The sequence below is a fragment of the Paenibacillus sp. RU5M genome, assembly GCF_900221055.1.
GTDB classification, from domain to species: domain Bacteria; phylum Bacillota; class Bacilli; order Paenibacillales; family Paenibacillaceae; genus Paenibacillus; species Paenibacillus marchantiae.
Genome location: NZ_OBQM01000009.1, coordinates 1 through 13230 on the forward strand (window position 1 = coordinate 1; position 13230 = coordinate 13230).

Here is a 13230-nt window from a genome sequence, read left to right on the forward strand (position 1 = left end):
AGAGAAGCAAGCTTCTCTTCAAGTCCGCTCGACTTGCATGTATTAGGCATGCCGCCAGCGTTCGTCCTGAGCCAGGATCAAACTCTCCAATAAAGTATTGAAAAGAGCGATAAGCTCATTTTGAAACTGACGAGATTAAAATCTCATTGTTTTGCTTTGAAATCATACAGTCCGAAGACTTGTACCGATTTCTCAGCGTCGATCTTGCAAGCAAGATCGTTACTCACTCGTTGTTCAGTTTTCAAAGATCAAACTCGTTTGTGTTACTCTTTTCGTTGTCAACGCTGTGTTTCAGCGGCGACTTAAATAATATATCATACTGACGAAACCAATGCAATAGTTTTTTCAAAAAAACATTTAATAGATTCTAAGTCCCCAATGCCCCCAATAAAACTATAGCGAATATGAGGCTCTATTTCCCTAACAATCCCGTCCACATTCATGGATTTTCTTGATAACTGCTAAAGAATTCTACAAGCGTGACACTTCCATACTATAGTAGGATTACCATGCTCTCCATACAAACTCAAAAGGCCGACTCTTCTCAGAGTCGGCCTTTTGAAGATTAACGGTTTTCCGTTTACTTTACAGTGTTATTGCTGTATCCAGGGATTTCTACGCTTTTTATTGTTAGAACTACGTTTAGTGGTTATCCCTGTGCGCTCTCTTGCTTGTTTCCCGGATACAGATACTTTAGATTTAGATTTAGCAGCAGGTTTGGCTGTTCTGCGTTTCGCAGTTCCTGTTTTGGCTGCTTGTTTGGGCTTCGCATCCAGATTGAACTCAGTCTCACTCTCTGTAGAAGACTGGCTTAAGTTAGCCTCGTCACGTCCACCCTTTTTGCCTTCCCCCTTACCTTGTGGAGGATACAGTTCACCAAATGCACCTAATGGAGACGGCGGCACCATGTTCTGAGTAGGGTATGGATTTTGATAGGCATACTCCAATGGCTGATTCGGCATCATGGATGTGGTCATTTCGGGTTGCATCCCATAAGGATTGTATGTGCCCCACGCTGGGTTCTGGTAGTTATGTGAGGGATGTGCGTATTGATGGTTAGGCATATGATGGTTGCCACATCCGCATGGCGGGTACGGAAGCATAGAGTAAGGAGAAATATGAGGCGGTTGGTGGTTCATATGCTCATTGGCCGCAAATGGAGGGTATGGGCTGTTCACTTGACCTGATGGAGCGATCGGATACGAGTTGTTCTGCATCTCAGCAGATACGTTTGGCATAACGTTGTTATGATTATACTCCGCGCCGCTCCAAGGCGTGTTGGATGTATTACCTATGGAGTAAGGACTCACTTCAGGTATACCTGGGAATGTAGCATTTTCGTTCGCCCCAGCCGTATACATGTTTTGTGGAGCAGTGTATACCTCTTGTGCAGGTACAGGAACTTGGGCATAGGGATGCTCGGCAGGAGCATGCAGCATTTTACTGCCGCAACCACATGGAGCTTTGGTCGCAGGAGCTACTTCTGTAGGCCATTTCGTGTTGTTAGGTATTACAGGTAAAGGCAGGACTTCAGGTGAGATATTAGGCATCGTATACGTCGGCGCTTCAGTTATCGGTTTTAATTGCACTTCAGATTTGGTATTTTCTTTCTTCTGAGCTTCCTTCTGCGGTTTCTCTTCAGGAATTTCAGGTAACTGTGGTAACACTTCCACTTCTGGCTTGATATTAGGTACGACCGGATTTGCAGGTACAGGAGCCGGAACCGCATTGGAGACTTCCGGTAAAGGAGCTGGTTCAGGTACTGGGACTACTGGTACGACTGGAGGCGTTTCTTCTTTAACTCCCGTGTATTCCTTCCCTTCAGGAGACAGCTTCTCATGAGCAACATTGGATGAGGCACCATTCTCTGAAGCCGCATTCCCCGGTGCATTCGCTGATGGAATGTACACGGTCTCCCCTACAAGAAGAGCATTAGGATTTTTCAATTGCGGGTTCGCATTGATCATATCTTTCAACGGAACTCCCCAAGCCTGTGACAACTTCCACAACGAATCTCCTTGCTGGACTTTATGACTGTGCAACACGCCTTCTGGCTTTGGTGTTACAGGCTCCGCAGGGATTTTGACCTTCATGCCGATCTCCAACTTGTCAGGATTTGAAATTTGCGGATTGGCTGCGATAATTTTGTCCAACGCTACATTATATTTTTGGGACAGCAGATATAATGTGTCGCCTTTTTTCACCATGTGTATTTTCACTTGGAACTAACCTCCTAGACGTGATACTTGGGCAGTGCATTCGCCCATACCGTTACTACATCCTATGCAGAAATTGGGCCAATGACATCAACTAAGCAAAAAAAATCCTTCCCGCCCCAAAAACCGCATACTCCAGGTATGCTGATTTTCTGAGACAAGAAGGATTTCCTGCTTCCCTATTTAGTTCGTTCCTTTTATTCTTCCCAAACTTTGTAACCGTCTTTGTCGACAATTTGACGGAACGCTTCCAGCAATCTCAAGGTTACAGGACCTGCAACACCCGTTCCAATCGTTCTGCCGTCCACCTCATATGCAGCAATAACTTCTGCGGCTGTTCCCGTGAAGAAGACTTCGTCGGCAATGTACACATCATGTAGTGTAAATGGCACTTCTTTTAATTCAAGATCCAGCTCACCGCACAGATCGATAATGGCCTGACGTGTAATTCCCTCTAATGCACCAAGATAACAAGGTGGCGTATAAACTACACCATTTTTGATGATGAAGATGTTATCACTCGAACCCTCAGTAACGTAACCTTGGGAATTAAGCATAATCGCTTCACCGGCACCTGAATAGTTAGACTGAATTTTAACAAGAATGTTGTTCAGATAGTTCAATGATTTAATTTTTGGATTAAGTGCATCAGGAATGTTGCGGCGCTGCGATACAGACACGGCTTTCAACCCAGTAAGATACGCTTCCTCCGGATAGATCGCGAGTTGCTCAACAATGATAATAACGGACGCTTTAGGGCAGCGCAGCGGATCAAGACCCAAGTTACCAGGTCCACGTGAAACGATCAGACGAATATAACCGTTACGCATATCATTGCGACGTACCGTTTCAGCCATCACTTCCAGCATCTCATCATAAGACAACGGAATGTTCAGACTGATGGATTTAGCTGAATCGTACAAACGATCCAAATGCGCTTTGCATCTGAAAATGTTACCGTTATAAATACGAATACCTTCGAAAATACCGTCTCCATACAAAAATCCGTGATCATATACCGAAACGGTTGCATTCTCCTTGGTCACATATCGACCATCCAAGTAAATCCATTGTTCTGACACCGATGACTGCACCTCCATAAAATTTCCATCCCCTGATTCCGAAACTACATTTATCTCGCTCATTGGACAACAAATGACAAGCTGTTCTTGCACACATTACCCAGTCTTATGACAACCTTCACCAATGTACGTCCTGATTCAGGTCGTTTTTAACGAAGGATATGTATAACACGGATAGCTGCCAAGAACACGTACCTGACAATTCAAAGCCTCAATCTCAGCCATGGCTGCGGTAAGCAATACCGAATCTGCACTTTCTTCAACATCAATGTAAAAATAATAACTCCCCAACCTCTTCTTCGTTGGACGAGATTCCAATCGGGTCAAGTTCAGCTTCCGCCAGGCAAAAGCCGAAAGCACCTGATGCAATGCACCCGGTGCATCTTCAGGCAATGTAACCAGCAAACTGGTTTTCACATGATCAGGCTCTCGTGGTATCTGAACAGGCTCATGGCCTATCAACACAAAACGAGTATAGTTGTTGTCATGATCGGTAACCCGTTCAGCCATAATGTCCAAACCATGCTTCTGTGCAGCCAGCCTTGTACCAATCGCGACCCAGCCTTTGCCAGGATTTTTTTTAACAATCTCCACAGCTTCCGCTGTACTGTTAACACCCTCAAGATCTGCTCCAGGTGAATGCAGGCGAATAAAATTCTGGCACTGTGGAATCGCTACAGGATGGGACATGATCTTCGTAATTTTCCCGAAATCATATTCACCACTCTCTGTCCTGAACTCAGAGCCATGCCCAATGACATTTTGGATGGATGGATAAACCCATTCTGCTTGCATCGGAATATCCACTTCGTTAACCAGCCAGTCCATATGCAAACTAACGGAGCCTTCAATCGTATTCTCAATAGGTATGACACTATACTGGGACTTTCCACTATCCGTAGCCCGGAAAACATCAGAAATCAGTTTGGAATGAAGCAATTCCAAAGGCTCCCCATTAAACAGAAAATCTACTGCTTCATGAGAAACTGAACCTTCAGGTAATACTGCAATTCGTTTCATGCGTTAACTTCCCCTTTAACTCTGTCCATAAAAGGACTTTCATCTTGATCAGGCAGTACGGTAACACCGTCCAGATCCGGATCCAACCACAATGCAGATGCAGTGATACCTTCACGGCTCATTGTGTCTATCAAATATTGCTCCAATTCAAGCTTACGAGTATCATGACGATCTACCAACGTCAAAACGGTAGGTCCGGCTCCACTCAATGCAGCCCCCAGGGCTCCATGACTGACCGCATGTTCCAGGATTTCAGCCATACCGGGTACCAAAGATGCCCTGTAGGGTTGATGAATGCGGTCAGACATCGCCTTTTGAATCATGTCCAATCTCCCACTTGCCAAAGCTGCAACGAGTAAGGATGATCTGCTTATGTTGTGAATGACATCAGACTTGTCAAACTGCTGTGGAATTACATTTCTTGCTTTCGAAGTGGACAACTCGAAGTCCGGTACGATGACCAACGTCTGCAAATCCTGATGCGGCTCAATGCGAATATGGTCTACCCGACTGCCATCCCATGCTGCTGTAATGATACCTCCATATAGTGAAGCTCCTACATTATCCGGATGTTTCTCCAGCGACGTAGCCATGTCCAGAAGCTTGGCATCAGATAACGGAGTGCCAATTAAAGCATTAGCAGCAGCCAATGCACCCACGATAGCTGATGCACTGCTTCCCAGTCCTCGAGTAAGCGGAATATCGGAATACATGGAAATTTCCAACTCTGGAACGGAGATTCCAGCTTCGTTGAACACCATCTGTGCAACTTCATATATCAAATTGGATTTATCTGTTGGCAGACCCGTCAGATGATCTCCATGTAAATGGAATGTTGTCTGCTCAGCCGGTTTCATCTCAAGCCATGCATACAGAGACAATGCCATGCCCAGGGTATCAAACCCTGGACCCAGATTGGCTGTACTTGCAGGTACCTTAACGATTACCCTTTGCTGCAAACTCATACGGATTGTTGCTCCAATTGTGCAATTGCCGCCATAACCGCTTCTTCGGAATCTTCCACAACAAGCGGCTCAGTCGCTACCGTTTTGATTGCAATATTAGGATCTTTTAGACCATGTCCTGTCAGTACACAAACCACAGTTTCTCCGCCTTTAAAGTACCCTTCACTCTTCAGTTTGTATACACCAGCAACGGAAGCAGCGGATGCAGGTTCAGCAAAAATCCCTTCACGCGCGGCGATCGTACGATACGCTGTCAGAATTTCTTCGTCAGTTACATAATTAATCAGTCCGCCAGACTCTTCAGCTGCAGCTACAGCGGTTTTCCAACTTGCTGGATTACCAATTCGAATAGCTGTTGCTACGGTTTCAGGCTCAAGAATCGGTTCACCTTTGACAATCGCCATCGCGCCTTCCGCTTCAAAACCGACCATACGTGGCAGGGAATTCGATTTGCCTGCTTCTTTATACTCCTTGAATCCTTTCCAGTAAGCCGAGATGTTCCCTGCGTTACCCACCGGGATTGCGAGTACATCAGGTGCTTGACCAAGCTGTTCAATCACTTCAAATGCAGCCGTTTTCTGTCCTTCAATTCGGAACGGATTCACGGAGTTCACGAGCGTAATTGGATGTTTGGCTGTAATCTCACGCACAATTTCCAATGCACGGTCAAAGTTGCCATTAATCGCAATTACCTTGGCTCCATAGATCATAGCTTGGGCCAGTTTACCCAGCGCAATGTTGTTATTCGGGATCAATACGATACAATTCAGACCAGCACGAGCCGCATACGCTGCTGCTGCCGCTGAAGTGTTACCTGTCGATGCACACATGATTGTGCGGCTGCCTTCTTCCATCGCTTTAGCAACAGCCATAACCATTCCGCGGTCTTTAAATGAACCAGTCGGATTCAGACCTTCATATTTGAAATATAAATTCAATCCGAGTTCCTCGGACAGATTCTCCGCATGAACCAGGGGTGTGTTTCCTTCATGAAGCGTAAGCAGGGGCGTGTTTTCATTAACCGGAAGGTGCTCTCTATACGTTTGCAGTAATCCTTGATATCTCATTGTGGGTAAACTCCTTTGTCGTTAATAATCCGAATATGATTGCATACATCTATATGGTTAAACGTGTACCTTAAACTGGATTTAGATCTGAAAATTCAAACCGGATTGGGGACGAATTATCCTTCTACCCGGTACACACTCTTAATGCGACGAATGACGGCAAGGGATTCAAAGTGTTTCAATACTTTATCCATGCTTGCCTTGCTAGCGTTATGCGTAACAATGATGATCTCAGCATCCGGGTTATGCTCGTTCGGCTGTTGCACGACTGAAGCCAGGCTGACTTCGTATTCAGCGAAGATTTGTGTAATCTGCGCCAGTACCCCTGCCTTGTCATCTACATGCAGCAAAATAAAGTTTTTCGACATAATGTGCTCGTCACTTTGCAGGCGCTTCTGTTTATAAGGCACAATGGCTTTAAGACCATTCACACCCAGCTTCAGGTTTTTGATCACAGCCACGATATCCGCTACTACAGAAGTTGCCGTCGGAAGCTCACCTGCACCCGCACCGTAGAACATCGTCTCACCTACAGCTTCGCCATGTACATACACAGCGTTGAACACCCCATTGACGGATGCAATCGGATGATTCTGTCTTACCATCGTTGGCTGAACACTAATGGTGATCTCATCATCCCGACGATCTGCGATACCTAGTAGCTTCATCTCATAGCCAAGTCTTTTGGCATACGTAATATCTTCACGGGTCACGGATGTAATCCCCTTAACGGTTACGTCTTTCAGTTCCACATTGGTACGGAAGCCCAAAGTGCCCAGAATCGCCATTTTGCGAGCTGCATCGAGTCCTTCGACATCCGAAGTTGGATCGGTTTCTGCGTATCCGAGTGCTTGAGCCTCGGCCAGAACCTCTTCATATGAGGCGCCTTCCTGGCTCATTTTGGTCAAAATAAAGTTCGTTGTTCCGTTCACAATCCCCATAATGCGGGTAATCCGGTCGGATGAGAAACCTTCAATCAGCGTTCTGATGATCGGAATGCCCCCAGCCACACTCGCTTCGTAGAATACATCACATTGCTTTTCCTGTGCCTTAGCCAAAATCTCGGAACCGTGCAGAGCCATTAAATCCTTGTTCGCGGTTACGATATGCTTACCCCGCTCCAGTGCTTCAAGAATGTACTCTTTGGTCTGATCAATGCCACCCATAACTTCCACGATAACATCAATATCCGGGTGACGAATGACTTCCCAAGGATCTTCAGTGAGCTTCGCACGGTCTACAGCAATGACACGATCTTTTTCCGTATTCTTCACTGCAATCTTCTCTATAACGATCGGTGATCCAACCTGACTGCTCAGATCCTCCTGATTTCCTTCCACGATGCGAACGACCCCAGTCCCCACCGTACCCAGACCCAACAATCCCACTTTTACCGGTTTCACTAACGATCTACCCCCAATGTCTTTTCTCCTTCACCCCTGTACGATTTAACCATACATACAACTTATTCCTAAACGTTTTATGATAACGTCTAATTAACCTTGGCCTACAATGCGCGTGCGTCGAACCCCGGGCATATCCTGCATCCGATCGAGCATTTCTCCGATTTCCCCATGGAGGTGTGATGTCTCCACTGAAATGACAACATTGGCTCTCCCCTGGAGCGGAATACTTTGATTAATGGTTAGCACGTTGGCTCCATAACCAGCTACATGTCCGAGAACACGAGACAATATTCCTGACTGATGCTCCAAATCAATGGAGATCGTTACAATTCGCTCCCGTTCAAGCTGATTGATCAAATGGATGCCATCCTTGTATTTATAAAAAGCACTTCGGCTTAATCCAACCTGTTCAACCGCCTCATGAACTGTTTTGACATCCCCGGAAGCTAGCAGTTCTTTTACCTGCATGGTCTTCACCACAGCCTCTGGCAAAATGTCTTCCCGTACTAAGTAATAGCGTTCATTCACAGAACGTCCTCTCCTCAAAGACTCATGTATTCATATAGTGGACATTATATAGGATCTATCTCAAAAGGGCAATACCTCACATGTCTATTTTTGAAAAACTATTCCTAACAGTATACAAGTTTATCCCACGTGCAGGTAAGGAAAAATAAAAAAACGCAGAGCAGCGGGTAATCTCCCACTACTCTGCGTATATGTTTTAATCCTTTATATTCGTAAGGGTTGCACTTCTATCTTAATAGTAGCTGCTACCTTCCACAAATTCGAATTCAAACTCGCCAATGCGCACAATGGTGCCTTCTTCAGCTCCGCGTTTACGCAGTTCCGCATCCACACCCATATAGCGCAATGTACGCGCCAGTTTGAGAATCGCTTCATGCGAATTCAGCTGCATCCGTTTCATCATACGTTCAATCTTGGCACTTTCGACTACGAAGATTTCATTCTCCCGTACAATACGGAAACCATCGTCCTCTTTTTTGTCTAAGCTGTACACTTTGCGTTCGGATAAGTCAGCAACTTCTTCAACCACTGGCTCGTCCGGAATTTGATCCAGCAGATCAGCCGCACGATACAGGAGCTCTTGAATCCCTTTCCGTGTCAGGGACGAAATAGGCATAACTTCAATATCCGGTTGAACTTCACGAACCTTCTGCAAAAACTCTTCGAGATTAGCTTCGGAATCCGGCATGTCCATTTTATTGGCTGCTACAACTTGTGGTCTCTCAGCGAGGATAGGATTGTACAATTTGAGTTCCTCGTTGATTTTCTGCCAGTCTTCGAACGGATCACGTCCTTCTGAACCAGACATATCAACGACATGAACGATAATGCGTGTACGTTCTACGTGACGCAAGAACTCATGTCCAAGCCCAATACCTTCGTGAGCACCTTCAATCAGGCCCGGCAAGTCGGCCATAACAAAGCTACGGCCTTCACCTACACCAACAACACCCAGGTTAGGTGTAATGGTTGTAAAATGATATGCTCCAATCTTTGGCTTGGCTGCCGAAACAACAGACAACAGTGTAGATTTCCCGACACTTGGGAAACCAACCAAACCGACATCTGCCATGACCTTAAGCTCAAGTACGATGTAACGTTCTTGACCTTCTTCGCCATTTTCGGCCAGTTCTGGCGCTGGATTGTTAGGCGTGGCAAAACGAATGTTTCCCCGTCCGCCTCGTCCGCCACGAGCAACAACAACCTGTTGACCATGACGTGTCAAATCAGCCAGTACTTCTCCACTGTCTTCATCCAAAATCACGGTTCCAGGTGGAATACGTACAATCATGTTCTCAGCGTTCGCGCCATGCTGACTTTTATTACGTCCCTTCTCACCACGAGGGGCCTTGAAGTGACGCTGGTAACGGAAATCCATCAACGTACGCAGACCTTCATCCACACGGAAAATGATGTCAGCTCCTCTGCCTCCATCACCTCCGGCAGGTCCGCCGTTCGGTACATACTTCTCACGACGAAACGAAATAATTCCGTCCCCTCCGTCTCCGGCTTTCACATAAATCTTCGCTTTATCTACAAACATTGGTTAACCCCTTCTTCCTATATTCCGCAAGGCATTCTGAATTGTATAAACGTATCCTCAGACGGAAGCTGCTCCGTTCTGACTTTTTTTCCTTTGAGTACGGCATTGAGCTGCCGCAATGTTTCCGGATCGGGTGTTTGATCCCCATCCAGCCGGACAACCACATCTCCGTGATCCTGTCCGAAGTTCAAGGTCAGTTTGCGAACCTCTCCCCAAGACGACCGGCCGCCGCCATATTGATAGGCTCGAATCGCATCGGCAATCGCCCCCGTAAGCGACTCGCCATCCTCGGGAGAGACCAGAGCACTAAGCTGCAACTCTTCCTCTACGACCACATGCAATTCCAGAGCGACTCCACTGGTCCGGAAAGATTGAAGATAAAATACGAGTGAAGGAATACCCAATCTGGAGATTCGGCTTTCTTCGTTAACCCGCTCTACTATTCTTTCCACACATTGCACTGATTTATCAAGTTTGCCCAGTCTAAGATATCCATACAATACCTGAAGATCGTTCATCCAATCATGCCTATGATGATTTAATGATGCAATTGCTGTCTTTTCCATAGATTGTATGATGGTTCTGCGTTCCGCCTCTGCTTGTCTCTTCATCACATTCACAGAAACAAAAAGCACCGCGACGGACCACAATGCGTATACAGCTATTGAAATAATCACTGGATACAGCATAACGAAAACCAAAGGAATCAGAAGTGAACATGCCGCAATCCAGGGCACTCTTTTCCAAGATTTCATGGCTTCTCCCCGTTCTACAAAACTCGGTTGGTTTAAACCCCACCGTAACCAAGTATAACATGTCTTTTCTGCCAGTTCATTATCGAATAACCTATAAATACAAAAAGCCTCCGGCAAAAATGCCGAAGGCTCCTTAGGCGGAATGCCGATATTATGCTTCTACTGCAGCTGCTACTGGAGCAACATTCACAGGGTAGATGCTTACTTTTTTACGATCGCGTCCCCAACGTTCGAATTTCACAACGCCGTCAACTTTCGCAAACAAAGTGTCATCTTTACCGATACCCACGTTAGTACCTGGGTGAATTTTCGTTCCGCGTTGGCGAACGAGAATGCTACCACCAGTTACTGTTTGTCCGTCAGCACGTTTAACGCCAAGGCGTTGTGCGTTACTGTCACGACCATTCTTCGTGGAACCTACACCTTTTTTCGATGCGAATAACTGAAGATTTAATTTCAACATGATTGGTTGTCCTCCTTCTTTGATTATTTGACTTGCTCTATCTGAATATACTTTCCGTATGACTCTGCAATATCAGTGAGCATAAGCACCATGGATTCGAGTAGCAATTGTACCTGGGACCAGGTTGCGTCTTTCTCCAACACCGGTAAAGAAGCGCTTAAAAAGCCATTCTTCATCTTGGCGTCCATTTCGACACCAGTCAGTGTTTCAATCGAGTTCACCGTACCCACTGTAACAGCGGATACCCCGGCACATACGATGTCTTCTCCTCGCTTGGCAAAATTAGCATGCCCTTTGATGGAGAAACGATCGATGCTCCCGTCATCATTACGAAAGATTTGAACGATAATCACTTATCGCACCTTCTTACGCTTTGATTGCTTCGATAGTTACTTTTGTATACGGTTGACGGTGACCTTGCTTCACATGGTAGTTCTTTTTAGGTTTGTATTTGTATACAACAACCTTTTGTCCTTTGCCATGTTTCTCCACTTTAGCCGTTACAGTTGCTCCGGAAACCAATGGTGTACCTGCTGTCAAACCTTGATCGTTAGATACAGCCAGGACACGGTCGAACGTTACGCTTTCGCCATCGTTCGCAGTCAATTTCTCGATGAACAGAACATCGCCCTCTTGGACTTTGTACTGTTTGCCACCTGTTTCAATAATTGCGTACATTTGCCTTGCACCTCCTCATGTCTCAGACTCGCCCGGTCTCAGGTGACAGTGTCCTTGCGGAACTGTTCTTGTACCCGGCCAGTGCGGTTACAGCATGTGCAAGACCAATAGGCTAAACACATACCTGATGATTATACCACCAACTATACTAAAAATCAATGCAACGGCGAAATATATCTTTTGCCTGTCCCATGACAGGAAGAACACGGCTCCACGTAAGGGAGCGTGCTCTCTTCCCGTACCTTCTTACGGGTAAGTTCAAGCAATCCCAGCTTGGTCCAACCCATTACAAAAGCCTTGGTTCGATCCTTCTTGAGTTCATTTTCCAGCGTTGCCGCAACTTCATGCCGATTCATCGCTTCCTCCATATCAATGAAGTCCACAATAATCATGCCACCGATATCCCGAAGACGCATTAAACGGGCGATCTCAACCGCTGCCTGCATGTTCGTTTCCGTTACGGTCTCTTCCAGACTGTCGCCGCCTGCTCCCGTGTACTTGCCTGTATTGACATCGACTACAGTGAGCGCCTCGGTATGATCAAGGACAATATATCCGCCTCCAGGCAGCCATATCTTGCGGGCGAAATCCCTGTTCAACTGCTCCTGCACACGATAAGCAGCAAAAATTGATTCTTCTCCCCTGTACACCTGTACTTTAGGTTGATGGCCTGGACAGATCTCCTCCAGCAAAGCACTCAATTCACGGGCTTGTGCTTCATTATCCGTAATGACTTCATCGCTACCAGGCGTATACACATCACGAATGATCCGCTGAACCATACTCTGATCTCGATGCAGCAGGCTTGGTGAAGGCAAACTATCCGCTTTTTCACGAATCAGACGCCACTGCTCACGTAATGTTTCCAAGTCGGCCTGAATGGCTTCCCTCTGTTCCTCTGCGGATACGGTTCGTATGATAAGCCCCTCTTCGTCCCGTCTCAGTTGTTCACCCAGCGTTTTGAGGCGGGATCGATCGCCCTCACGGGCAATTTTCTTGGAGACGGCTACATAGTCTGCTAAAGGCATATAGACAAGCCAGCGGCCCGGCAGCGAATAATGAGTCGTCACCCGGGCTCCCTTGCTTCCTACTGGCTCCTTCAGGACCTGGACGATTACATCCTGACCTGGACGAAGCAGCTCCGAAATTGAAGGCTTCACTTTGGGTTGTTTCTCCAGATTGGGATGCAATACATCGTCCACATACAGAAAAGCATTCTTTTTCTGACCGATATCCACAAAAGCAGCTTGCATACCTGGTAACACGTTCACTACCCGTCCTTTGAAATACGAACCCAGCAGTCCACGCTCGCGTGTACGCTCTGCCATGAATTCTACAGCTTTGCCTTCTTCCAGAAGCGCCATTTGCATGAGGTTATGTTCATTATGTACAATCATTTGTTTCATGGCTTCACCTCTAGAAGACAATTCAATTCATCCACATCCATTCTGTATCTTTGCATACTCATTGTACATGTATTAACCCAATTCAGGACAGATCCACCAAG

Annotated in this window: 13 protein-coding genes, 1 rRNA gene and 1 other annotated feature; all 14 genes read right to left on the reverse strand. The window is 46.2% G+C overall.

Annotated features, from left to right (window positions below; translation table 11 throughout):
- Positions 1–93, reverse strand: a 16S ribosomal RNA gene (locus CRO25_RS23060); the annotation flags it as partial.
- Between the two features lie 500 nt (positions 94–593).
- The gene (locus tag CRO25_RS23065) at positions 594–2219 is read right to left on the reverse strand and encodes a LysM peptidoglycan-binding domain-containing protein (RefSeq protein ID WP_079696591.1); all 1626 of its coding nucleotides are present in this window, start codon (positions 2217–2219) and stop codon (positions 594–596) included.
- A 194-nt stretch (positions 2220–2413) separates the two neighbouring features.
- Entirely contained in the window at positions 2414–3298 is an 885-nt protein-coding gene (ilvE, locus tag CRO25_RS23070; protein WP_063568132.1) for a branched-chain-amino-acid transaminase, read from the reverse strand.
- Positions 3299–3436: 138 nt separating this feature from the next.
- Positions 3437–4318, reverse strand: a complete 882-nt coding sequence (gene pheA / locus CRO25_RS23075) for a prephenate dehydratase (RefSeq protein ID WP_063568130.1) — start codon at positions 4316–4318, stop codon at positions 3437–3439.
- On the reverse strand, positions 4315–5283 hold the full coding sequence (gene thrB, locus CRO25_RS23080) for a homoserine kinase (protein ID WP_064635833.1): 969 nt from the start codon (positions 5281–5283) through the stop codon (positions 4315–4317). Before thrB ends, pheA begins: the two co-directional genes overlap by 4 nt.
- Positions 5280–6350 carry a threonine synthase gene (thrC, locus tag CRO25_RS23085; RefSeq protein ID WP_079696592.1) on the reverse strand — a complete coding sequence of 357 codons (1071 nt, stop codon included), beginning with the start codon at positions 6348–6350 and terminating at the stop codon, positions 5280–5282. Before thrC ends, thrB begins: the two co-directional genes overlap by 4 nt.
- 116 nt (positions 6351–6466) lie before the next feature.
- A complete protein-coding gene (locus tag CRO25_RS23090; protein ID WP_064635831.1) occupies positions 6467–7753 on the reverse strand; it encodes a homoserine dehydrogenase in 1287 nt (428 codons plus the stop codon).
- A 93-nt stretch (positions 7754–7846) separates the two neighbouring features.
- On the reverse strand, positions 7847–8284 hold the full coding sequence (locus CRO25_RS23095) for an ACT domain-containing protein (protein WP_024633956.1): 438 nt from the start codon (positions 8282–8284) through the stop codon (positions 7847–7849).
- Positions 8285–8516: 232 nt separating this feature from the next.
- Positions 8517–9827, reverse strand: coding sequence for a GTPase ObgE (gene obgE, locus CRO25_RS23100; RefSeq protein ID WP_072735406.1), 1311 nt, complete (start codon positions 9825–9827; stop codon positions 8517–8519).
- A 17-nt stretch (positions 9828–9844) separates the two neighbouring features.
- Complete coding sequence (locus CRO25_RS23105; protein WP_063568125.1) at positions 9845–10582, reverse strand: Spo0B domain-containing protein; 738 nt, start codon at positions 10580–10582, stop codon at positions 9845–9847.
- Between the two features lie 151 nt (positions 10583–10733).
- Entirely contained in the window at positions 10734–11045 is a 312-nt protein-coding gene (gene rpmA, locus CRO25_RS23110; RefSeq protein WP_024633959.1) for a 50S ribosomal protein L27, read from the reverse strand.
- A gap of 23 nt (positions 11046–11068) precedes the next feature.
- A complete protein-coding gene (locus CRO25_RS23115) occupies positions 11069–11398 on the reverse strand; it encodes a ribosomal-processing cysteine protease Prp (RefSeq protein WP_079696593.1) in 330 nt (109 codons plus the stop codon).
- Positions 11399–11411: 13 nt separating this feature from the next.
- On the reverse strand, positions 11412–11723 hold the full coding sequence (rplU, locus tag CRO25_RS23120; RefSeq protein ID WP_062328098.1) for a 50S ribosomal protein L21: 312 nt from the start codon (positions 11721–11723) through the stop codon (positions 11412–11414).
- Between the two features lie 14 nt (positions 11724–11737).
- Positions 11738–11822, reverse strand: a sequence feature (ribosomal protein L21 leader region).
- A gap of 56 nt (positions 11823–11878) precedes the next feature.
- Positions 11879–13129, reverse strand: coding sequence for an Rne/Rng family ribonuclease (locus tag CRO25_RS23125; protein ID WP_064635829.1), 1251 nt, complete (start codon positions 13127–13129; stop codon positions 11879–11881).
- Positions 13130–13230: the final 101 nt, after the last annotated feature.